Below are 23,193 nucleotides of genomic sequence, written 5' to 3' on the forward strand. Positions count from 1 at the left end.
TTAAAAAGATGTTATAAAAACATAATGAGTAAAATGATATAATAACGATTTTAGAAGGATAGAAAATATGAAGTTTAAAATATCAAACACAAGTGAATTTAAATTGAAATTATTAACAATAACGTTATTAGTTAATTTTTGTGCATCTTGGTATTTGAATTTATCAAATCAATTATTTGAACAAATTATTGCAATTTCAACTCTTTTTTTAAGCGTTTTTCATGCTATTTTGTATATTATTTTTAATAAAAATCGAAAACAAACATTTTATTGGCTTATGATATATGTACTTTTATTTTTTCTTTATAGATATTGTAAAAGAAGAGAAGTATTAGATTTATTCACATATGTTAGTTTTTATTCAAATGTTGATTTTCGATTAATAAATAAAAAAATCAAAACAGTAACGGTGTTTTTTTTCATTGGAACAATTTTATTAAATGCCGTGCATATATTACCAACGGCACCTGCTTTTTATAGGGGGAGCGAGTCAAGATTAACATTAGGATTTAATCATCCTAATTCAGGAGGATTTTTTTCTCTTATAATTGCAGGATGTTTGTTTGTACAAGATTATGAAAAACGAAGACTTAATAAATTACTTGTGATGATATTATTAGGGCTTGAAACATATTTTATATTTAATTGTCGAACCGCCTTTTTTTCAATTATAGCAATTATTATAATTATGATAGTTAAAATAATAGGTTTAGATTTTTTTAAAAAGCTATTTAAAAAAAAGATAATTCAAATATTTATTGTAAGTTTATTTTTGGTGTTGGTTGTAGGGTTAGTATATTTAAGTGACAATTTTAATAAATATAGTGAATTGAATACATTATTAAGTTCTCGTTTAGAAAATAATAATTTGTTTTTACATAAATATAATATTACATTATTCGGGAATCCGAATGTTCCAACGTGGATACTTGGTAATGACAATTGGGGATTAAGATATTTAGACAGTGGTTACTTACAAATATTGCTAAGTTTTGGAATAATAAATACTATTATTTATATTTTATTATTGTATAAATCTCTAGTAATAAATTTAAAAGCAAAAGAAGTTGCTGTTGTAATATGGGATATTATTATAATGTTAACGTTAATTGTTGAAGCATCACCCCTTAGATGGTATTTTGCCATACCAATATTATATGTTTTTAATAATAAAAAAAATGATATGGAGAAAAAATAAAATGAAAAGAATAGGTATTTTAACATTATCCGCTTCTGATAATTGTGGGTCGTTATTGCAGACTTTTGCATTACAGCAAGTATTGATAAAAATTTGTAATTGTGAAGTTGAAATTATTAATTTGGTAACAGAGCAATCCAAGAAAGTATATAGTTTATTTTCAAAAGATTTTTATAAACATCCCAAAAAAACGTTTTTTACATTAAAAAATATAAAATCGATAATAAAACAAAAACAAGGTTATCAATCATTTAGAGATGATTATTTAAAATTAACGGATAAGGTATATAGTTCAGCCGATGATATACAAGATATTGTTGATTCTTATGACGTTATTATAACTGGAAGTGACCAAGTATGGAATGTATATATGTCTGATTATAGTGACGCATTTTATTTACCGTGGAATACACGAGCAAGTAAAGTGGCATATGCAACAAGCTTAGGAGCCACGGTAGAAATAGATAAAGACAAATCAAGAGAATTAACAAGATGGTTATCTGATTTTACGTATATATCTGTAAGAGAAAAATCTGGAAAAAAAACTATTGAAAAATTAACAGATAAAGAGATTTTTATAACCGCAGACCCTACATTATTACTTTCTAAGAAAGAATGGGGAGAAATGATTAAAGAGCCTTTAATTGATGGAAAATACATATTTTATTATTCTTGGTCGTATCCTAATGAAGAAATGAATAGAATCGTACAGGAATTTGCTAAAAAAAAGAAATTAAATGTATATGTTATAAATTCGTCGAAATGGTACAAGTACAGACCAGATAAATATGATTTTATTTTATGTGAAGAAAGTGGTCCTTTAGTTTTTCTGAATTTAATGAAGTATGCAGAATACGTGTTTGTTCAATCGTTTCATGGAACTGTATTTGCTAATATATTTGAAAAAAATTTTTTCTTCCTTAATGAGAATGAAAATGTTGATTTTAGAACAAAGAATCTCTTAGAAATATTTCATGAAGAAGAAAGAGCAATTCATCAATATTCAGATATACATAAAATAGTTAATAGTGAATTAACATATAAAAGTAATGAATTGGATGAGCTTATTGATGAATCAATGAGATTCTTGAAGGAGGCAGTTACTAATTAGATATGGATAGACATGCATACATGATAATGGCACATCATAGACCAGATCTATTACAATTATTGATTACGGCAATAGATGATGAGAGAAATGACATTATCATTCATATTGATAAAAAAAGCAATATGCATTCGGAACAATTTTCTGTCAAATATAGTAGATTGTTTTTTACAGATAGAATATCTGTAAATTGGGGTGGATATACACAGGTGGAATGTGAATACATATTGATGAAAAAAGCATTATCAGTAGGTAAACATTTGTATTATCACTTTTTAACAGGTGTTAATTTTCCATTATGGAATCAAAACTATATACATAAATTTTTTGAAATTCATAAAGGAAGTGAATTTATAGGATTTGATAATGGAGCAGATTTTAGTTTAAGAGTCAAATATTATGTTCCTTTTGCTGAGCACGGGAAATTAATAGGTATTTCAGGAAAGATGATTAATGGTATTCGTTATGTATTTAGAATCATTCAAGATATACTTGGCATAGATAATAGAAAGAAAACTATTTATGATATAAAAAAAGGTTGTGCATATTTTTCTGTTACTGAAGGATTATTAAAAACAATTCTTCAGAGAGAAGAAGAAATGAGAAATTTATTGAAACATACAATTTGTTGTGATGAGGTATTTGTTCAAACAATAGCTTTTAATTCTGATTATAAAAATAGAATATATAGATTAGATAATGAATGGGATGGATGTTTAAGAGAATTGGCATGGCCATCTAATGTTTCAGGGGAACATCCTGGTTGGAATTTTGGTAAAAAGGATGTGGACTTTTTATTAAAAAGTCATAATCTTTTTGCAATGAAATTTGAATCTCCAGAAGGAATAGAGGTAATCAATTTTATAAAGAAAAAAAGGAATATAAAATGAAGTTAGAAAGAACAAAAAATAGTATAAGAAATTTAATATGGGGAGTATTGAATAAAATCGTAGGAATTTTATTTCCTTTTTTTCTTAGGACTGTTTTCATATATTCATTAGGAGCAAATTATTTGGGACTAAATAGTTTGTTTACTTCAATTTTAACAGTTTTAAATTTAGCAGAACTTGGATTTTCAAGTGCTATTGTATATAACATGTATAATCCAATTGCAAAAAATGACACCGATACAATATGTGCTTTGATGAATTATTATAAAAAAATATATCATAAAATAGGCATTTTTGTTTCTGTTGTAGGCATATTATTACTCCCATTTCTCAAGTTCCTTATTAATGGAAAATATCCATCTGATATAAACTTGCAACTATTGTATATTTTCTTTTTATTCAATACGGCAATAAGTTATTTTATGTATGCGTATAAAAACTGTATTTTGACAGCCTATCAGAGAGAAGATATTATTAGTAAGATTAATATTGTTTTAAAAATAATTATGTATTTGATGCAGACAATTACATTAATTGTTTTAAAAAATTATTATGGATATGTTGTTTGTATGATAATAAATACTGTTTTAACCAATATAATTACAGCATATTATTCAGAAAAATATTATCCTCAATTTCAACCTAAAGGAAAGTTAAAAGCAGAAAACAAAAAGTTAATAAGCAAAAATATTCAAGGGTTAATGGTAGGAAAACTGTGTATGGTGAGTCGAAATTCCTTTGATAATATTTTTTTATCAATGTTTTTAGGATTAAATGTTGTTACAATTTATGGAAATTATTATTATATAATGAATGCAATCAGTGGTGTATTAGTTATTTTAATGTCATCTATTGGGGCTGGAATAGGTAATAGTGTTGCCACAGAGTCCATTAAGAAAAACTATAAGGATTTTACAAAATTTACGTTTATGTATTCATGGATAGCAGGATGGTGTACAGTATGTTTATTTTGTTTATATCAACCATTTATGAAAATATGGATGGGAGAGGATTTATTATTTCCAATGTTAGATGTTTGTTTGATTTGTTTATATTTTTATTCTTTAACAATGGGAGATGTAAGGAGTCAATATAGTGCTGCAACCGGGTTATTTTGGCAAAATAGATATTATGTGTTAACTGAAGCGGTTACCAATATTATTTTGAATTTTATTTTGGGAAAGTTATATGGTGTGCATGGTATAATTCTTGCAACATGGATTTCTATTTTCTTTATAAATTTTATGTGGGGTTCTTCAATTATTTTTAGATATTATTTTATAAAATTTGATAAAATAATATATTATAAAAAGCAACTATATTATTTCTTTGTTGTAATAGTAGTTTCTTGTTTAACATATTTTTGTACAAGTTTTATAGAGGGGAATAAATATATTGTATTGATTGTGAATGCAATAATATGTTTAATTTTACCAAATTTTTTATTTTTTATTTTTTATAATCAGTTGACTGAATATAAAGAAAGTAAACAATTTGTTTTTCACAATATTTTACCTAAGATTTTTTATAAAAGGAAGGAATGATAAAATTATGATATCAATAGTGTTACCTGTATATAATGGAGAAAAATTTTTAAGAGAATCAATTGAAAGTATCTTGACACAAACATATAGAGATTTTGAGTTGGTTATTGTAAATGATTGTTCTACTGATGATTCAGTGAAAATAGTTAATGAATATATGAAAAAAGATTCAAGAATCAAATTAATAAATAACGATAAAAATCAAAAACTACCTAATTCGTTAAATATTGGATTTTCAAATTGTAAAGGAGATTATTATACATGGACTTCCGATGATAATATAATGTTATCTAATGCATTGGAAATTATGATTTCAACGCTAAAAAATAAAGATGTTGATTTGGTTTTTTCGAGATGCGATACTATTGACTCTAAAGGAAAAGTTACTGGAAAAACGCCGATATGGAGGGACTTGGATGATATCTATTATAAAAATATTGTGTTAGCAAGTTTTTTATATAAAAAAGAAATACATGAAAAACTAAATGGCTATGATACAAATAAGTTTTTAGTCGAAGATTATGATTTTTGGCTTAGAGCATATAGAAGTTTTAAATTTGCATATATTCCAGAGGTGCTTTATAAAATACGATATCATGGAAATAATTTAGGCTTTAAACGTTTAGAAGATGTGAAACTTAGAAATATCATGTTACTTAAAGAAAATTTAAATTATATTTCTGATAAAGACATTGAGGATAAGATCAATAAAGAAATAAGTAATTCGTATTTTGAAATATCAAATGCATATTATTTAAAAATAAATAAAGAAAAAGAAAAAAAAGATATTTTAAAAAAGAGAATTAAGGATAATATCAAAAAGCTTATTAGAAAGAGGTAGAAATCAAATATGAAAAAAGTAATGTTGGTTTTTGGAACCAGACCAGAAGCAATTAAAATGTGCCCACTAGTTAATGAATTAAAGAAAAGAAAAAAAATTCAAACACTTGTTTGTGTTACGGGTCAGCATAGACAAATGTTAGATCAAGTACTTGAAACTTTTAATGTTGTTCCAGATTATGATCTTTCTATAATGAAACAAGGACAAAATCTTTTTGATATTACAACTAATATTCTTAATGATATTAAAGCTGTACTTGAAAAGGAAAAACCAGATATCGTACTTGTACATGGCGATACATCTACGACATTTTCAACAGCATTGGCCTGCTTTTATTTGCAGATTCCAGTTGGACATGTTGAGGCGGGATTACGTACTAAAAATATTTATTCACCATTTCCAGAGGAATTTAATAGGCAAGCGGTTGGAATTATCTCACAGTATAATTTTGCACCGACACAGAGAGCTGCAGATAATCTTATTAGAGAAGGTAAAAATATAAATAATATTTATATTACAGGAAATACTGTAATTGACGCTATGAAACATACAGTAAAGGCTGATTATACACATCCGGAATTAGAATGGATTGGAGATGCTAAGTTTATTTTTATCACAGCACATAGGAGAGAAAATATTGGGGAACCTATGCATAACATGTTTCGTGCTATAAGAAGAGTTCTTGAAGAGTATCCAGAATACAAGGCAATATATCCGATTCATATGAATCCTGTTATTAGAAAAGCAGCTAAAGATGAATTAAGTGGATGTAATCAAATTCATATTATAGAACCAATAGGAGTGTTTGATTGTCACAATTTTGAGGCTAGGTGTCATTTATGTTTAACTGATTCAGGCGGTATTCAAGAAGAATGTCCTTCTTATGGTAAACCAGTTCTAGTTATGCGAGACACAACTGAAAGACCAGAAGGGGTAGAGGCTGGAACGCTTAGACTTGTTGGAACTAAAGAAGAGACTATTTATAATAATTTTAAAGAATTATTAGAAAATCAGGATGCATATAATAAGATGGCACATGCTTGTAATCCTTATGGAGATGGTCATGCATGTGAGAGAATTGCTGATATTTTAGAAGGAAAAGAGTATGTAGCCTGGAATGTATGTAAATAGTGTTGGTGTATCAACGGACAATTATTATATATAGTATACAAAAATATAAATTATCAGATTGATTACATATAGAAGTTTATTGAATATTCTTGTGCGGCAGAGCCGCCCGTCCGGGGTGGCGTGAGCCACCTGTCCAGACGGAATGAGCCACTTTAATGAGGATATTACTCTCGTAGTGATTTATTCAGGCCGTATACCTCACGCATGGACTTGTCATGCTCAGCATCAATGCTTGTGATGTTAATCTGATAGCTGTCATGGGCAATACGGTCAATGATGGCATCAGCAAGAGGACTTGCTTCACCTCCAAGCTGATCGTACCATTCTTCGAATACATACTGAGAACAAAAGATAGTTGATGATTTCTTACGTCTCCGATGAAGTAATTCAAAGATATCTTTCTGTTCTGTATCAGTTGGTTTGAGAAGCATCCATTCATCTAGAATGAGAAGCACCGGGTTGGCATACTTAGCCATTACCTTACGATAAGTGCCCTCAGAACGGGCAATGTCCAGATCCATAAGTAAGTCCGGCATACGGACATACTTGGTATTGTAATACTGCTTACATGCTTCCATACCGAAGGCACATGCCATGTATGTTTTACCACAGCCTGTTGCACCGGTAATAAAAAGATTCCGGTGTTCAGATATATATTCGCAGGTGGCAAGTCTGTTTATAAGATCCTTGTTCAGTTTGCGTCCGGAAGTATAGTTGATATCCATGATACTTGCTTCTGGCTGGTCGAATCCGGCATTGCGGATAAGACGCTTCTGGCGGTTATTCTTGCGATTACTGTATTCGATGTCTACCAGCATTCCAAAGCGGTCTTCAAAAGGAACTTCCTTGAATTTAGGATCGTCAAGCTGGTTACGGAATGCATCTGCCATTGTGGTAAGACGCATTTCAATAAGTTTATCTATTGTACTCTGATTTGTCATATGTGATTACCTCCGATAGTAGTCGGCACCTCTAGTAATGCCGTGTGCTTTATGTGTGGTCTTTGATCCGGATGATTCTGGTTCCGTTTTTACAGAACCAGTTACAAGGATGTTTTTGATACTCTTGTAACTGGGCGAAGCTGTATAGGATAATGCCTTTTTACAAGCGGCTTCAAGCGAAGCTTCTGAGTATTTATCAGTAAGCTTCAAAAGTCCCATGCAGCTCCGATAAGTTTGTTGTTCCACACGTTTGGAGGTCAGTATTGCATTGACCACAGTGTACGTATTTATGCCAATCCGCTCAGCCCATTTGCGGAAGCGGTCGCCATTCCACTCCAGATACTTCTGATGATCTTCCGGCATATGTTCCGTAATGGTGCTGTACTGCCCGGGGCGTCCTTTCAGACGGCGGTGGGAAGCAATGCGGTTATGGTTGTAGAAAATTTCAATGGTGGTATCTGTTACCTTTACATCAACTTTCTTTTTGATGTATTCATATGGAACTGAGTATAGCATTCCATCCACAGATATGTGATAATTGAACTGGACGGTGGCTGTCTTCCAGTCACTCAGTTCAAAGCGGGTAGCAGGTAATGGCGAAAGTAACGGCTTTTCATCTTCAAGGAATAAGTCCAGCCGGCTGCCCTCTTTCTTTTGAAAGAGCCTTCGGTTGAATTGTTCCAGTTTTTCTCTGATTGCACGGTTTAATTCAGCAAGAGAAAAGAACTGTTCATTCCGGAGTGCTGCTGTTATCCAGGTAGAAATATTTCCTACTGTTCCTTCAGCATTCGGCTTATCCTTTGGTGTCCTGACACGGGCAGGGATGATAGCTGTGCCATAGTGCTCAGCCATTTCCTGATAAGTTTCATTGATCTGCTGGTCTTTCCAACCACCATTGTGAACAACTGCTGTCTTGCAGTTATCCGGTACGAGAATTCTGGCAACACCGCCAAAAAACTCGTACATATGGACATGGGCTGTGATCCATGATTTCTGCTTCATATCCAGAAAGGCTTCCACATATGCATACTGGCTGTATGTCATTACACCAACGAATATGTAAGCCTTTAGGATTTCACCGGTATCCGGGTCAATGATTGTTGCAGGATCACCTGCCCAGTCAACCTCAACCTGCTCACCGGGTTTTCGATTGATGTGCATGGTAGCACGTCGTTTCTGCTCATCCTGCTGGATGTGATAGCAGAATTGAGAATACATAAGCGGCTCATCGCCGTTGGCACGGCAATCCTCCATGTATTCAGTCCACAGGAGTTTTTTACTTACTCCGTTGCGGAGTAGTTCTTTGTGGATGTAGTCGTAGTCTGGCATACGCTTTTGAGAGCGGTCGCTTTGTTTTGGATAAAACAAGCCTTCCTTCAAGAACTTCATCCGTTTGATTGTCTTCCAATGGCCAAGAGATATCTAGTTCTTGTGCTCGTTTTAAGACCTTTGCTACGGTATTTCTTGAACAAGGAACACTCAATGCTATGTTCCGGTTACTAAATCCCAAGCTGGATAATCTTAGGATTTCACGGTATCTGGTCATAATGGTGACCTCCTTCATAATAGATTTACACAACAATTGTGTATTATTCTATTATAAAACAAGTGGCTCATTGTGACCGGAATGATGGCTCATGGCAAAACGGAATCGCGGCTCACTTGCGCCGGACAGGCGGCTCATTTGGGCGCAGATTATTCATTTATAATGAATATTAACAATAAACGGGTTAAATTTTATAGTTTACAGAGCTTTTTAAGTACAAATAAATTTGAGCTATTAAATATATAGAATTATATATAAGGAGACCATACAAATGGGAAAATACTTCGGTACAGACGGCTTCCGTGGCGAAGCCAACGTAAATTTAACAGCAGAACATGCCTATAAGATCGGCAGATTTTTAGGCTGGTATTACGGTGAACTCAAGAAACAGAAGCAGCTTGATGAGCCGGCCAAGATTGTTATAGGAAAGGACACCAGGCGCTCCAGCTATATGTTCGAGTATTCACTGGTTTCCGGTCTGACAGCTTCGGGAGCAGACGCGTATCTATTGCATGTTACCACCACACCTTCTGTGGCTTATGTTGCCAGGACAGATGATTTTGACTGCGGTATCATGATTTCTGCGAGCCACAATCCGTATTATGACAACGGCATTAAGCTTATCAATAGCAATGGTGAGAAGATGGATGAGGAGACTATTCTCCTTGTGGAGGATTATCTTGATGGAAAGCTTCGTCTTTTCGGGCAGGAGTGGGAGGATATTCCTTTTGCTCACAAGGATGCCATCGGCTGCACTGTTGATTATGTGGCTGGCCGCAACCGCTATATGGGTTATCTTATTTCGCTCGGAGTGTATTCCTTCAAGGGTATGAAGGTCGGTCTCGACTGTGCCAACGGAAGCTCATGGAATATGGCCAAGTCCATTTTTGAGGCGCTCGGTGCCAAGTGTTATGTGATCAATGCTCAGCCAAATGGTTTCAATATCAATAACGATGCCGGGTCTACTCATATTGAGGGATTGCAGAAGTTTGTGGTAGATAACGGCCTTGATGTTGGCTTTGCATATGATGGTGATGCGGACCGCTGTCTCTGTGTGGATGAGTTGGGAAATGTCATTACAGGTGATCATATTCTCTACATATACGGTCGCTACATGAAGGATAGGGGCAAGCTTCTTACAAATACTGTTGTGACCACAATTATGTCCAATTTTGGTCTGTACAAGGCATTCGATGAGCTTGGAATAGGCTATGCCAAGACTGCTGTTGGAGACAAGTATGTGTACGAATATATGCAGCAGAACGGTTGCCGTATCGGCGGTGAGCAGTCCGGACACATCATTTTTTCAAAGTATGCATCCACAGGCGATGGTATTCTTACCAGTCTTAAGATGATGGAGGTCATGCTTGCCAGAAAGCAGAAGCTGAGTGAACTCTGTGATGGACTCACAATCTATCCACAGGTGCTTGAGAACGTGCGCGTAGCCGACAAGGCAGTGGCTCTTGCAAATCCTGATGTGCAGGCAGCGATTGAGCAGGTGACAGCAGAGCTTGGTGACACAGGCCGTATTTTGGTGCGTGAATCAGGTACAGAGCCTGTTATCCGCGTGATGGTTGAGGCTGAGAGCGAGGATATCTGCAGAAAGTATGTTGATATGGTGGTACATAAGCTGAAGTAGAGCTGAACAAATTAAATTGTATTTGAGGGGCAAATCCGCTATACTATTCATATGGTATAGCGGATTATTTTTTGGAGGCTTTTATGGCGAATACTTTGAATTTACCGGTTGGAATTGAAAATTTTGAGGAAATCCGACAACTGGGTTTCTATTATATTGACAAGACAAGGCTTATTGAGCAGCTCTTACAGGGTTGGGGAAAGGTGACTCTTTTTACTCGTCCACGCCGCTTTGGAAAAACTCTTAATATGAGCATGTTAAAAAGCTTCTTTGAGATAGGCACGGATAAGTCTTTATTTGACGGTTTATATATTTCAGGCAACAAAGAGCTTTGTGACGAGTATATGGGGAAGTATCCTGTCATTTTTCTGTCGCTCAAGGGTGTGGATGGTTTAGATTTTACTACTGCAAGACGTATGCTGTGTGCTATTTTAAAAAATGAGTTTGACAGACATTATTATTTGAAGACCAGTGATGCATTGACTGATGAGGACAGAACGCTGTTTATAAAGATGCTTCAGGGCAGTTATGATAATATTGAGGACAGTATACGTATGCTTTCAAAGCTGTTGTTTAAGCATTTTGGACAGAAGGCAGTTATCCTTATAGATGAGTACGATGTCCCTCTGGACAAGGCTTTTCAGAATGGTTATTACAAGGAGATGGTTTCTCTCATCAGAGGTCTTTTCGGTCAGGCGCTTAAGACCAATGAGTTTTTACAGTTTGCCGTGCTCACAGGCTGTCTTCGTATTTCAAAGGAGAGTATATTTACAGGGCTTAATAATTTCAAGGTCATGTCAATTACTGATTCAAGATTTGATGAGCAGTTTGGTTTTACTGATGGGGATGTAAGAAAGCTGCTGTCTGACTATGGAATGGATTCGCATTTTGATGAGATAAAGGAGTGGTATGACGGATATCATTTCGGCAGGGCTGATGTTTACTGTCCGTGGGATGTAATAAATCATGTCGACCATCTGCGTGATGACAGCGACGCAAAGCCACAGACATATTGGATTAACAGCAGCGGAAACAGTCTGGTGAGACGTCTTATCAACAGGGCTGATTCGTCTACGAAGGACGAGATTGAGCGTCTCATTGCCGGTGAGGCGATTGAGAAAGTCATCCGATTGGACCTGACCTACGATGAGATTGATAACAGTATCGATAATATTTGGAGTGTACTTTTTACAACAGGTTACCTCACAAAAATCGGTGAGGTGAAGCTGCCTGACAGTGAGAGCTATGCGTATAAGCTTGTCATTCCAAATAAGGAGGTACGAGAGGTATTTGTACTCCAGATTCAGGAATGGTTCAAGGCTGTTGTAGCTAATGAAAATGACACGATGAAGCTTTTATCCAGAGCTATCCTTGATAAGGATGAGCAGCAGATTGCAAGGCAGCTCAATATCGTGATGGGACGCATGATTAGCATACTGGACACCAAGGCACCTGATGATATGAAGGAGAATTTTTATCATGGACTGCTTCTTGGGCTGCTGCGGGGCAGCAATCCGGGCTGGCTTATCAAGTCTAATCGTGAGTCGGGTGATGGCTTCAGTGATATTTTAATCAAGCCGGAGGATCCTGATGCAGGTATCATCATTGAGGTGAAGTATGCGAAGGAGATTAAGGGGCTTGACGCAGCGTGTGATGCTGCTATGGCGCAGATTAAGGACAAGAGATATGATGAGGCTCTGCGTGATGAGGACAGATGTGATATTTTAGCCTATGGCATTGCTTTTTGCAGGAAGCGGTGCAGGGTGGTGGGAGAGAAGCTGTAAGCTCATCTCTCCTACACCACCATCCCCATTCCATCCAGCAGCCTTCTGTGCTCATTGCCGGAGGTCTTGATATAAATACGTGTGGTTTCTATATTGCTGTGTCCCAGCACATCTGCAAGCTTGGCTATATCGTTGGTCTGCTCATAGAAGCAGCGGGCAAACAGATGACGTATATTATGAGGATAGACCTTTGCGGAATCTATGCCGGCGGAGTCACAGAGCTTTTTCATGGAGTGCCAGATGTTGCTGCGGTCGAGTGGCTTTCCGCCTGCTGTTTTGAATACACAGCCGGAGAGAATGTCCTTGCTTTTACAGTAATTAAGCAGCGTATATATCAGCTTTTGTGGATATAGTATCTGACGTATTTTTCCCTTATTGGATATGGAGGTCATTCCGGTGTGCAGTGATTCGACTGTCACATATTTGAGTTCGCTTATTCGGATGCCTGTGCTTCCGAGTGTTTCTATTATCATGGCAAGCTGGGTACGGTTCTGTGTGAGGGCTGTTTTTATCAAGGTAGTGTAGTCCTGCATGCTCAGCTCATTTTGTATGGAGGTGAATGCGCAGTGCTGTGTGCGGAGCATTTTTATATGCAGCAGGTGTGCGTCCATCGTTCTGCAGAAATTGTTGGCGGCGGCTATGTATGAGTTGATGCTTGATGTGGTATATAGGTTTGAGGACTGCAGATGCTGCTTGTAGTTTATCAGAAGCTCCTGTGTGATAGGCTGTCCTTTTGCAAAGTCGCGCAGCTTTTTTACATCGCGTATATATTTTTCTATTGTTGATGACTTCTTTTCCTCATTTTGCAGTATTTTACGGTAGTCCTCCAGACTGTTATCGGTTATTATGAGTTGTTCTTTTGCTGTCATGTGGTGTTCCCTTTCTAAAATGTTTGGTATTTTTGCACATACTACTTTACAAAATATTTATATCTTGTAGTAAAATTTTATAAAACTTAATTTTTTTAATATAAACACTTGATTTTTGATGCTCAAAGGAGTATCTTAATTTCAGAAATAATGTTAAGCGAAATGAACGAGGGCGTTCCACCATAGATGGAGTGCCCTCTTTTTTAATAAACTAAGAAGTCCGGCATAAAACAAGAATATTCGAGTTTATATGTTGTGCAGCTGTTTAAACATTATTTGAAAATAACAATTCACTCAAGGGGATTGATGAACAGAAAGGATGTAAGATATGAGCGAACAGGAATATTTCAACGTAGCAGACATCTTTGGAGAGAACGTATTTAACGATGCAGTTATGCAGGAGCGTCTTCCAAAGAAGGTTTACAAGAAGCTCCATGAGGTTATGGACGAAGGAAAGGAGCTAGATCTCGAGACTGCTGATGTTATCGCACACGAGATGAAGGAATGGGCCATTGAGAAGGGTGCAACACACTATACACATTGGTTCCAGCCACTTACAGGCGTTACTGCTGAGAAGCATGATTCATTTATCACTTCTCCAATGCCAAACGGAAAAGTACTTATGAGCTTTTCAGGAAAAGAGTTAATAAAGGGTGAGCCGGATGCTTCATCTTTCCCATCAGGTGGTCTTCGTGCTACATTTGAGGCGAGAGGATATACAGCCTGGGATTGTACATCACCTGCATTTGTCAGACAGGACGCAGCAGGCGCAACACTTTGCATTCCAACAGCCTTCTGTTCATACACAGGCGAGGCTCTTGATCAGAAGACACCTCTTCTTAGATCAATGGAAGCAATTAACGATCAGGCACTGAGACTTCTTAGATTATTCGGAAATACAACATCAAAGAAGGTTACACCTTCTGTCGGACCTGAGCAGGAGTACTTCATCGTAGACCGTGAGAAGTATTTACAGAGAAAGGATCTCATCTTCACAGGACGTACACTTTTCGGAGCTATGCCTCCAAAGGGACAGGAGATGGATGATCATTATTTCGGAGCTATCCGTGAGAGAATCGCAGCTTACATGAGAGATGTAAACAAGGAACTCTGGAAGCTTGGTGTTTCAGCTAAGACACAGCACAACGAGGTAGCACCTGCACAGCACGAGCTTGCACCTATCTATGCTGAGTGCAACGTAGCTGTTGACCACAACCAGCTCATCATGGAGACACTCAAGAAAGTGGCAGGCCGTCACGGACTCCAGTGCTTACTTCATGAGAAGCCATTCGCAGGAGTTAACGGTTCAGGAAAGCATGACAACTGGTCAATCACAACAGATGATGGTATCAACTTACTTGAGCCTGGCAAGACACCTCATGACAATGTACAGTTCTTACTTGTACTCACATGTATATTAAAGGCAATCGACGAGCATGCAGCACTTCTTCGTGCGGCAGCAGCAGATGTAGGAAACGATCACAGACTTGGAGCCAACGAGGCACCACCTGCAATCCTTTCTATCTACCTTGGAGACCAGCTCGGAGACGTATTGAACCAGCTTATCTCAACAGGTACAGCTACACACAGCTTAAAGGGTGAGAAGCTTGAGACAGGTGTTAAGACAATTCCTGATTTCATGAAGGATGCTACAGACCGTAACCGTACATCACCATTCGCATTCACAGGAAACAAGTTCGAGTTCCGTATGGTTGGTTCACAGGATTCTGTTGCACAGGCCAACATCGTGCTCAATACAATCGTTGCTGAGGCATTCTCAGACGCTTGTGATATACTTGAGAAGGCAGACAACTTTGAACTCGCTGTACATGATCTCATCAAGGATTACGCAGTAGAGCACCAGAGAATCGTATTCAACGGAAACGGATACTCAGATGAGTGGGTAGCTGAGGCAGAGAGACGTGGACTTCCAAACATCAAGTCTATGGTAGATGCAATTCCTGCATACGTTGCTCCTGAGTCAGTTGCAGCATTCGAGAAGTTCGGTGTATTTACAAAGACAGAGCTTGAGAGCCGTGCCGAGATTGAGTATGAGACATATGCAAAGACTATTAATATAGAAGCAAAGGCTATGATTGATATTGCCGGAAAGCAGATTATTCCTGCAGTTATCAAGTATGTTACATCACTTGCACAGTCAGTTAACTCAGTTAAGAGTGCAGTTGCTGATGCAGACGTATCTGTTCAGTCAGAGCTTCTTACAGAGAGCTCAGCTCTTCTCTCAGATGCACAGGTTGCACTTGCAAAGCTTAAGGATGAGACAGCAAAGGCCGGTGCTATGGAAGAGGGCAGAGAGCAGGCTGTTTACTACAGAGATGTTGTAAAGACTGCTATGGATGCTCTTCGTGCTCCGGTTGATGAGCTTGAGATGATTGTCGACAAAGAGATGTGGCCAATGCCATCATACGGCGATTTAATCTTCGAGGTTTAATCCTTGTGGTTTAAGGCCCAAAGTTTACGGAAAGCTGTTTAGAGCGGCATATATGATTTAATTTAACATAATAATAAAATGGAGACATTTTGCTGAACCACGAAGCTGTGGAAATTGGTGAAGTGTCTCTATTTTTTTATAAATTTTACTTTCGATAAAATGAGAAAATGAAAGAAAAAACAGGAAAGAGAGGACATAACTATGACAGAAGAGATTAGTGGAGTAATTTTCGGAGTCTGGTTCCTTATTGGAGCAGCATTGGTTTTCTGGATGCAGGCAGGTTTTGCTATGGTAGAAGCAGGTTTTACCAGAGCAAAGAATACCGGTAACATCCTTATGAAAAACCTCATGGATTTCTGTATTGGTACAGTTGTATTCATACTGATTGGTTTTTCACTTTTATTAGGTGAAGATGTTCTTGGTTTCATCGGTAAGCCGGGATTTGACATCTTTACATCTTACAAAGATTTTGACTGGTCAAACTTTGTATTCAACCTGGTTTTCTGTGCGACAACAGCAACTATCGTATCAGGAGCTATGGCTGAGAGAACAAAATTTATTTCCTACTGTATTTATTCAGGAGTTATTTCAGCACTTATTTACCCGATCGAGGCTCACTGGATCTGGGGCGGTGGCTGGCTTTCACAGATTGGCTTCCATGATTTCGCAGGTTCATGTGCCATCCACATGGTTGGTGGTATCAGTGCTCTTGTAGGAGCTGCAATTCTTGGACCTCGTATCGGAAAGTTTACAAAGGATAAAAACGGAAATATTACAAAGGTTAACGCTATTCCGGGTCATAACATTACAATCGGTGCACTCGGTGTATTCATTCTCTGGCTTGGCTGGTATGGATTCAACGGTGCAGCAGCAAAATCAGTAGAGCAGCTTGGTTCTATCTTTGTAACAACAACAATCGCACCTGCATTTGCAACATTAGTTTGTATGATTTTCACATGGCTCAAATATGGCAAGCCTGATGTGTCAATGTGTCTGAATGCTTCACTTGCAGGACTTGTAGCTATCACAGCAGGCTGTGATGTAACAGATGCACTCGGTGCTATCATTATCGGTTCTGTAGCAGGACTTCTTGTCTGCTTCGGTGTATGGTTACTTGACTATGTGCTTCATATCGACGATCCTGTAGGTGCTGTCGCAGTACATATGATGAATGGTATCTGGGGAACAATCGCTGTTGGTCTTTTTGCCACAAACAGTGCTCCTGGATATTCAATTGCTGATTCAAAGGGTGACGAGCTCGTAGGACTTTTCTACGGCGGTGGATTTAAGCTTTTAGGACTCCAGCTCACAGGATTTGTTTCTGTTGCAGCATGGACAGTAGTTACTATTACAATCGTATTCCTTGTTATCAAGGCTACATTGGGACTTAGAGTGTCAGAGGAAGAGGAAATCGTAGGACTTGACCCAACAGAGCATGGTCTTCCATCAGCATATGCAGGATTTGCTATCATGGATGTATCAGGTGATGTTATGGATGTCAATGAAAATACAGACCTTGGTTCTTCAGAGTATGCAACAGCTTCTCAGGCAAAGAAGGATGCAGCAGTGCCTGTTGTAAATGCAACAACACCGGCTTCAGCAAGCGGTATCCACAAGGTTGTTATTATTTCAAAGCTTACAAAGTACGACAAGCTTCGTAAGGCTATGAATGACTTAGGTGTAACAGGAATGACAGTGACACAGGTTATGGGCTGTGGTATCCAGAAGGGTGCCGGCGAGAAATACCGTGGAGCTGAGCTTGATGCGACATTACTTCCAAAGGTTAAGGTTGAGGTAATCGTTGGCAAGATTCCGGTAGAAAAGGTTATTGAGACTGCTAAGAAGACTCTCTACACCGGACATATCGGAGATGGCAAGATCTTCGTTTACGACGTGGCACAGGTTGTCAAGGTTCGTACAGGCGAGGAAGGAATTGAGGCATTACAGGATGTAGAGTAATGCAAATTATTATCTAATCCCCTTAGCATATATACATCAACAAAAACCCCCGAGGATATGATCCTTGGGGGTTTTGCTTTTGTGAAGTTGTATTATATGATATGAGGGTCAAAAGGTATTTTGCTCCTCATTTATGATTAATGAGTAGCACCGGAATTGGAACCGCCAGTGCCAATACCAGAACCGGAACTACCGGCTACAGAACCGCCAGTGCCAGTACCGGAGCCGCCAGTACCAGAACCGGAACCACCAGAACTAGCACCTGAGCCAGCACCGGTACCAGTTTCGGCTCCACCTGTCTGTGCTCCAGCCGCAGTGCCGTCAGTACTGCCCGGTGTCGCACCGGAATTGGTAGGATCCGTGGTGGTTGGTGAGCTGTTAATCAGCGATGTTGCATCATGTAATGTACATACAGTATTCATGAACGTATCATCTGCCATGAATTCATACTCAGGGCTGCCTGATACAGCGCCTGTTATAAATACCTTTGATGTTTTATTCGGACAATATGGACTGGCAATAGCTCCCGAATCTGCACAAATTTCAAGTGAAATATGGTGGTCGCAGTTGTCTGTCGGTACAGTGTCCTTATCGAAATATTCTGTTGTCAGCATTGATCCTCGTGGATCATTGTCACATATTCCTACTAAAGGAAGAAGTCCTGTTTTGCTGCATACCGTGGCATTTGTTATGCCATCCGGCTGTACAAAGTCTTTGGCTTCAAGTCCGTCATGGATTCTGCTCATGGCATTCTTCCATATATTCTTAGGGTAGGATGTGAGCTTGCCGGACTGTTTTGAGTTGTCATCATAGCCGCCCCATACGACACATGTGTAGTATGGTGTGTATCCTGCCCACAGGCAGTCGCGGTTGCTTGTTGTGGTACCGGATTTACCTGCCTGGGCTATCTGGCTGTCAAAGCGCGCCAGCTTTCCGGTTCCGTTTGTCAGAACATCCTTCATGGCATCTGTAAGAAGCCATGCTGTAGTATCTTTGATTACAGTACGTGAGTCCTGTGTATCAGTTTTGTCAAGTAATACATTGCCATCGTGGTCAAGAACCTGAGTGTAGAACTTTGGCTCTAAATATACTCCGCCGTTGGCTATAGTAGCATATGCACCTGTGAGCTCAAGGTTTGTGACACCCTTTGTTAGACCGCCTAGCGCCAGTGACAGGTTTTTGTCGGAATCGGTGAGAGTTGAAATACCGAAATCCTCTGCATATTTGTAACCGAGCTCAACCCCGATATCCTGTAAGGTTTTGACTGTTACAATATTGATGGACTTTGTTATTGCCCATCGGATGGAGGTAAAACCTCCGAAGGATTTGTCATAGTTGTTGAAGGTTTTTGAACCTACAGTAAATGGTGCATCATCCTGCACGGATGCAAGGGTTTTGCCACCTGCATCAAGAGCGGCAGCATAGCAGCCGATTATCTTGAATGTAGAGCCGGGCTGTCTACATGTATCTGTAGCCCTGTTCCATGTCCTGTTGCCGGATTTGTCACCTCGTCCTCCTACCAGAGCCTTTACCTCGCCGGTGCTCTGGTCTATGACTGTCATGGCAACCTGTGGCTCCAGTGTGATATTGACAGCTTCTGAGCCCTCCACAATGGAATCGCCCGCCTCAAGTACATCCTGCTCGTACTGTGCAATAGCTGCATTACATTCATCAGGGCTTGAGTAGTTGATGCTGAAATCATCATTGTTGGTTTTCTTCTTATAAAAAGAGAGCATGGTCTGGTTCGTGTAGGTCTTGAATGAACCGTCTGACTTTTTGACCTCGAAGGAAAGCTGGAACGAATACTTTGCATCGGATGGATAGTTGGACGGATTATTTGCCTCCTCATCACATATGGTCTGCATAGCAAGGTCCTGTGTCGATTTGATGGTCAGTCCACCCTGATAAATGAGCTTGTAGGCTTCTGTATCGGTGTAGCCGGCCTCCTTAAGGTCATCATGCACGTTTTCAATGAGAGCATCAATAAAGTAAGAGTTGACAGAACCGGAGCTGTTTGTGTTGTACTCGGCAATCCTTGTGTAGACATTATCTGCCATGGCCTCATCATACTCGGCTTTAGAGATGTATCCCTGGTCCTTCATGTTATTCAGCACCTTTTCACGCCTTTTGGCATTTTTGTCAGGGTGCGTAATAGGATTGTAGCCGGAAGGATTCTGCGTGATTCCGGCAATTACAGCCGATTCAGACAATGTAAGCTCAGAAACATCCTTGTTAAAATATCTCTTTGATGCGGCCTCAACACCGAGAGTGTTAGCTCCCAGATTAACCGAATTCATGTAGTTCTCAAGAATCCAGTTCTTGTCATTGACCTTCTTCTCAAGCTCAAGCGCAAGATACTGTTCCTGAATCTTACGCTGTAGCTTTTCGACAAAAGATGTCTCGCTTGTCCAGCTTGTCAGCACGTTGTTTTTGATGAGCTGCTGGGTTATGGTACTGGCGCCCTCAGTGAAGCTGCCTTTGGACAATCCTGAAAGAAATGCCCTTCCGATACCATGCAGGTCGATGCCATTATGCTTGTAGAACCGTTCGTCCTCAATGGCAACAAATGCATGCTGCAAGTCCAATGGAATCTCATCAATAGTAACATACTGTCTGTTTGCCCCCTGACCTACAAGAGTGGCGGTTTCTTCCCCATTTGCTGCCAAAACGGTGGTAGAGTAGCCGGTGGGAGTGACGTCAATCTTTGAAATATCAGGCGCGGAGCTGATAATTCCGTTCATGATGCCGATACCCGAGCTTATGCCGGCTGCGCCTGCGACAATGACAACAATCAGAAATACTTTGAGGACAATAATTTTTGTTTTATTTAATAGCTTTGTCTTTTTTGAGTCGTATTTCCGGAGGTGGAGCATTGTAGCATTTTTGCCGTAATTCATATATAGGCCTCCTTATCATTATAAAGATTTGAAATCTTATTTGTTGAAGTGTATAAGACACACTTAAAATAATTATACCAAACTTATATGCCAAATGCAATTTACATATTTACTTTGGTAGTATATAATAAAATTCAGTAACTATTCAGAAACATTGAGGACAAGAAAAGCTGATGCGTCATGCTTGCATGTAAGCAGCAGGTTTTCTTGTTCTCAAGGTGGCTCGAATAGAGCCACCCCCCCCCACACATATGAGCAAAATTAGCTGCGTAGCAGCGAGAAAGCACGAGTATCGTGCGGTTTTGCGAATGTGCGTGGGGTGGTTATGAATAGTTACAATCCGGTAAAACAAACAGATTACACAGTATCAAGATACAGTAGGAATTGCATATGTCTAAGAACAGTGATGGCCGCCTTTATGTATACAGGGGAGGCCAGGGTGAAATAATAGAGAAAAAATCAAGATTCATAGCAACGGTGAAGCCGGTTAAATCTGAGGAAGAGGCCGTAAGCTTTATCAATGAAACAAAAAAGAAATACTGGGATGCCAGACACAACTGCAGCGCATTTGTGATAGGTAAGAGACAGGAGCTGACACGATGCTCGGATGATGGCGAGCCGGCAGGCACAGCAGGACGTCCTATGCTCGATGTTCTCCTTAAGGAAGACATCCACGATGCAGCAGTTGTTGTGACCCGGTATTTTGGCGGAGTGCTGCTTGGTACAGGTGGACTGGTGCGTGCGTACCAGCAGGCCACTAAACAGGGGCTTTTGGCCAGTGATATAATAGAGAAACAGGACGGCAGCATTCTGCTTATCCGGACAGACTATACCGGAATAGGTAAGCTTCAGTATCTGTTTGCCCGGGAAAAAATCACAGTGATAGATACTGAGTATGCTGCAGATGTACTCGTAAAAGCCGTTATCCCGGAAGCTGACAGGGAGCGTATCGAAAAAATAATAACAGAGCAGACCAATGGCACAGCAAAGCAGGAATGGGGCGATGAGGTGACATTTGCTGAACATGATGGTGAGGTATTGTTGTTCGAAGAATAAACAGGTTCTGAATAGGTGTTGAAATAATTAAAAAAATGGTGTTGAAATAATTAAAAAAATGCTTGACACCATGTGGTCATATGTGTATAATATCATTTGTTGAGACAACATATTGGCCCATCGCCAAATGGTAAGGCAACGGACTCTGACTCCGTCATTTCAAGGTTCGAATCCTTGTGGGCCAGCTAGATTAAAGAGAACTTCATGAGAAGTTCTCTTTTTGCATTATAAAGATAGCTGTTTGAATCATCTTGAGAACAGTAACATCGGTTTTGGATAGTCACGCAAAAATAAAATATAAGTTGTGAAATAACGAGATTTGATATAAAATAAAAACGTATATGGTCTACATAGGTATAGAAAGGATGGTGTGACATGGACAAGAATTTTATAAGAATACTCAATTTAATAGAAGAGCTTGGCTCTAAAAAAAAGACACCAATTACTATACAGGAATATCAGGATATCATAAACAAAAGCTCAAATCTTTGGATGTCCAATGGGGTAGATGAGGCATTTAGATACATCAGAAGCTATTTTAATTTTATTGACTAGAGGAATATGTTATGGCTTATTCATTTGACAGCAGAATACGTTACAGCGAGGTGGATGCAGCGTGCAGGCTGAGTCTTACCGGACTTACAAACTATTTTCAGGACTGCAGTGTATTTCATTCGCAGTCTCATGATGTGGGAATCAGGTTTTTGGCAGACAATCATATAGCGTGGGTGCTTTCATCCTGGCAGATATGCATAAACAAGCTGCCTTTACTCAATGAGCAGGTGAGGATATCCACATGGGCATACGGCATGAAGGCTTTTTATGGATATAGGAATTTTAAAATGGAGGATGCAGACGGCAATTTACTTGCTTACGCTAACTCCGTGTGGGTGCTTGTAAATACGCAGACCGGAAGACCGGTAAAGGTGCCGCAGGAGTTTGCGGATACATATGGACTTGAGCCACAGCTTGAGATGGATTGCGCTAAGCGTAAGATTCAAATTCCTGATGATATGAAGCAAAATGGTGAGATAGTAGTTCCACAGTTTTTTATAGACAGCAATCAGCATATGAATAATGAAAAATACATTATGCTGGCACAGCAGCAGTTACCTGCCGGCTTTGAAATATCAGAGCTTCGTGTGGAGTACAGGAAAGAGGCAAAGCTTGGAGATACTATTATATCGTTTGTCAAAGCTGCCGATGAGCAGGTGACGGTGGTGCTGGCGGATGAGGATAAAAGACCATATGCGGTGGTGAAGTTTTTGAGAAAGCCGGTGCCGGATAAAAAGTAATAATTTCGTTATATTTAGTGATATTTAGAGCGAAAAAATCAAT

The 23,193-nt window shown here is 38.7% G+C and carries 16 protein-coding genes, 1 tRNA gene and 1 pseudogene; 14 read left to right on the forward strand and 4 right to left on the reverse strand.

The genetic code is table 11. The features are described from left to right. The first annotated feature begins 67 nt into the window (after nucleotides 1-67). From ACTQ1L_RS07495 to wecB, 6 genes are read left to right on the forward strand one after another with little or no spacing between them, the layout of a single operon-like run. Nucleotides 68-1,198 carry a hypothetical protein gene (locus ACTQ1L_RS07495; protein ID WP_441366340.1) on the forward strand — a complete coding sequence of 377 codons (1,131 nt, stop codon included), beginning with the start codon at nucleotides 68-70 and terminating at the stop codon, nucleotides 1,196-1,198. Between the two features lies 1 nt (nucleotide 1,199). After that, nucleotides 1,200-2,309 carry a polysaccharide pyruvyl transferase family protein gene (locus ACTQ1L_RS07500; RefSeq protein ID WP_441366342.1) on the forward strand — a complete coding sequence of 370 codons (1,110 nt, stop codon included), beginning with the start codon at nucleotides 1,200-1,202 and terminating at the stop codon, nucleotides 2,307-2,309. A gap of 2 nt (nucleotides 2,310-2,311) precedes the next feature. Continuing rightward, nucleotides 2,312-3,196, forward strand: a complete 885-nt coding sequence (locus ACTQ1L_RS07505) for a beta-1,6-N-acetylglucosaminyltransferase (RefSeq protein ID WP_441366343.1) — start codon at nucleotides 2,312-2,314, stop codon at nucleotides 3,194-3,196. Continuing rightward, a complete protein-coding gene (locus ACTQ1L_RS07510) occupies nucleotides 3,193-4,740 on the forward strand; it encodes a lipopolysaccharide biosynthesis protein (RefSeq protein WP_441366345.1) in 1,548 nt (515 codons plus the stop codon). The genes ACTQ1L_RS07505 and ACTQ1L_RS07510 overlap by 4 nt, the downstream gene beginning before the upstream one ends. 7 nt (nucleotides 4,741-4,747) lie before the next feature. Further along, nucleotides 4,748-5,581, forward strand: a complete 834-nt coding sequence (locus ACTQ1L_RS07515; RefSeq protein ID WP_441366347.1) for a glycosyltransferase family 2 protein — start codon at nucleotides 4,748-4,750, stop codon at nucleotides 5,579-5,581. Nucleotides 5,582-5,590: 9 nt separating this feature from the next. Then, a complete protein-coding gene (gene wecB / locus ACTQ1L_RS07520) occupies nucleotides 5,591-6,712 on the forward strand; it encodes a non-hydrolyzing UDP-N-acetylglucosamine 2-epimerase (RefSeq protein WP_441366349.1) in 1,122 nt (373 codons plus the stop codon). 164 nt (nucleotides 6,713-6,876) lie between these two features. Here wecB and istB read toward each other — a convergent pair whose 3' ends face one another. Together istB and istA are read right to left on the reverse strand one after the other, a co-directional pair. Continuing rightward, on the reverse strand, nucleotides 6,877-7,653 hold the full coding sequence (gene istB, locus ACTQ1L_RS07525) for an IS21-like element helper ATPase IstB (protein WP_321110154.1): 777 nt from the start codon (nucleotides 7,651-7,653) through the stop codon (nucleotides 6,877-6,879). 6 nt (nucleotides 7,654-7,659) lie between these two features. Then, nucleotides 7,660-9,199 (reverse strand): annotated as a pseudogene (istA, locus tag ACTQ1L_RS07530) (IS21 family transposase). 271 nt (nucleotides 9,200-9,470) lie between these two features. On the opposite strand from istA, the gene glmM reads away from it, so the two are divergent. Continuing rightward, complete coding sequence (gene glmM, locus ACTQ1L_RS07535; protein WP_441366351.1) at nucleotides 9,471-10,838, forward strand: phosphoglucosamine mutase; 1,368 nt, start codon at nucleotides 9,471-9,473, stop codon at nucleotides 10,836-10,838. Nucleotides 10,839-10,921: 83 nt separating this feature from the next. Beyond that, complete coding sequence (locus tag ACTQ1L_RS07540) at nucleotides 10,922-12,622, forward strand: AAA family ATPase (RefSeq protein WP_441366352.1); 1,701 nt, start codon at nucleotides 10,922-10,924, stop codon at nucleotides 12,620-12,622. An 11-nt stretch (nucleotides 12,623-12,633) separates the two neighbouring features. On the opposite strand, the gene ACTQ1L_RS07545 is transcribed toward ACTQ1L_RS07540, so the two are convergent. Continuing rightward, the gene (locus tag ACTQ1L_RS07545) at nucleotides 12,634-13,491 is read right to left on the reverse strand and encodes a tyrosine-type recombinase/integrase (protein ID WP_441366354.1); all 858 of its coding nucleotides are present in this window, start codon (nucleotides 13,489-13,491) and stop codon (nucleotides 12,634-12,636) included. A gap of 328 nt (nucleotides 13,492-13,819) precedes the next feature. Here ACTQ1L_RS07545 and ACTQ1L_RS07550 point away from each other — a divergent pair, with 328 nt between their 5' ends. Further along, on the forward strand, nucleotides 13,820-15,943 hold the full coding sequence (locus tag ACTQ1L_RS07550; protein WP_321111360.1) for a glutamine synthetase III family protein: 2,124 nt from the start codon (nucleotides 13,820-13,822) through the stop codon (nucleotides 15,941-15,943). 201 nt (nucleotides 15,944-16,144) lie between these two features. Further along, on the forward strand, nucleotides 16,145-17,902 hold the full coding sequence (locus tag ACTQ1L_RS07555; protein ID WP_441366356.1) for an ammonium transporter: 1,758 nt from the start codon (nucleotides 16,145-16,147) through the stop codon (nucleotides 17,900-17,902). Nucleotides 17,903-18,039: 137 nt separating this feature from the next. Here ACTQ1L_RS07555 and ACTQ1L_RS07560 read toward each other — a convergent pair whose 3' ends face one another. Beyond that, nucleotides 18,040-20,799, reverse strand: coding sequence for a transglycosylase domain-containing protein (locus ACTQ1L_RS07560; protein ID WP_441366358.1), 2,760 nt, complete (start codon nucleotides 20,797-20,799; stop codon nucleotides 18,040-18,042). A gap of 390 nt (nucleotides 20,800-21,189) precedes the next feature. Here ACTQ1L_RS07560 and ACTQ1L_RS07565 point away from each other — a divergent pair, with 390 nt between their 5' ends. The 4 genes from ACTQ1L_RS07565 to ACTQ1L_RS07580 all read left to right on the forward strand — a co-directional run bounded on the left by ACTQ1L_RS07565 (nucleotide 21,190) and on the right by ACTQ1L_RS07580 (nucleotide 23,150). After that, nucleotides 21,190-21,855 (forward strand): YigZ family protein, encoded by a 666-nt coding sequence (locus ACTQ1L_RS07565; RefSeq protein WP_441366359.1) that lies wholly within the window; start codon nucleotides 21,190-21,192, stop codon nucleotides 21,853-21,855. Nucleotides 21,856-21,968: 113 nt separating this feature from the next. After that, nucleotides 21,969-22,040, forward strand: a tRNA-Gln gene (locus ACTQ1L_RS07570). A gap of 190 nt (nucleotides 22,041-22,230) precedes the next feature. Further along, nucleotides 22,231-22,410 (forward strand): hypothetical protein, encoded by a 180-nt coding sequence (locus tag ACTQ1L_RS07575; protein ID WP_321111377.1) that lies wholly within the window; start codon nucleotides 22,231-22,233, stop codon nucleotides 22,408-22,410. An 11-nt stretch (nucleotides 22,411-22,421) separates the two neighbouring features. Next, nucleotides 22,422-23,150 (forward strand): acyl-[acyl-carrier-protein] thioesterase, encoded by a 729-nt coding sequence (locus ACTQ1L_RS07580; RefSeq protein WP_441366360.1) that lies wholly within the window; start codon nucleotides 22,422-22,424, stop codon nucleotides 23,148-23,150. Nucleotides 23,151-23,193: the final 43 nt, after the last annotated feature.

Origin of the sequence: Agathobacter sp. LCP21S3_B2 (assembly GCF_052118705.1) — a bacterium.
Lineage (GTDB): Bacteria > Bacillota > Clostridia > Lachnospirales > Lachnospiraceae > Roseburia.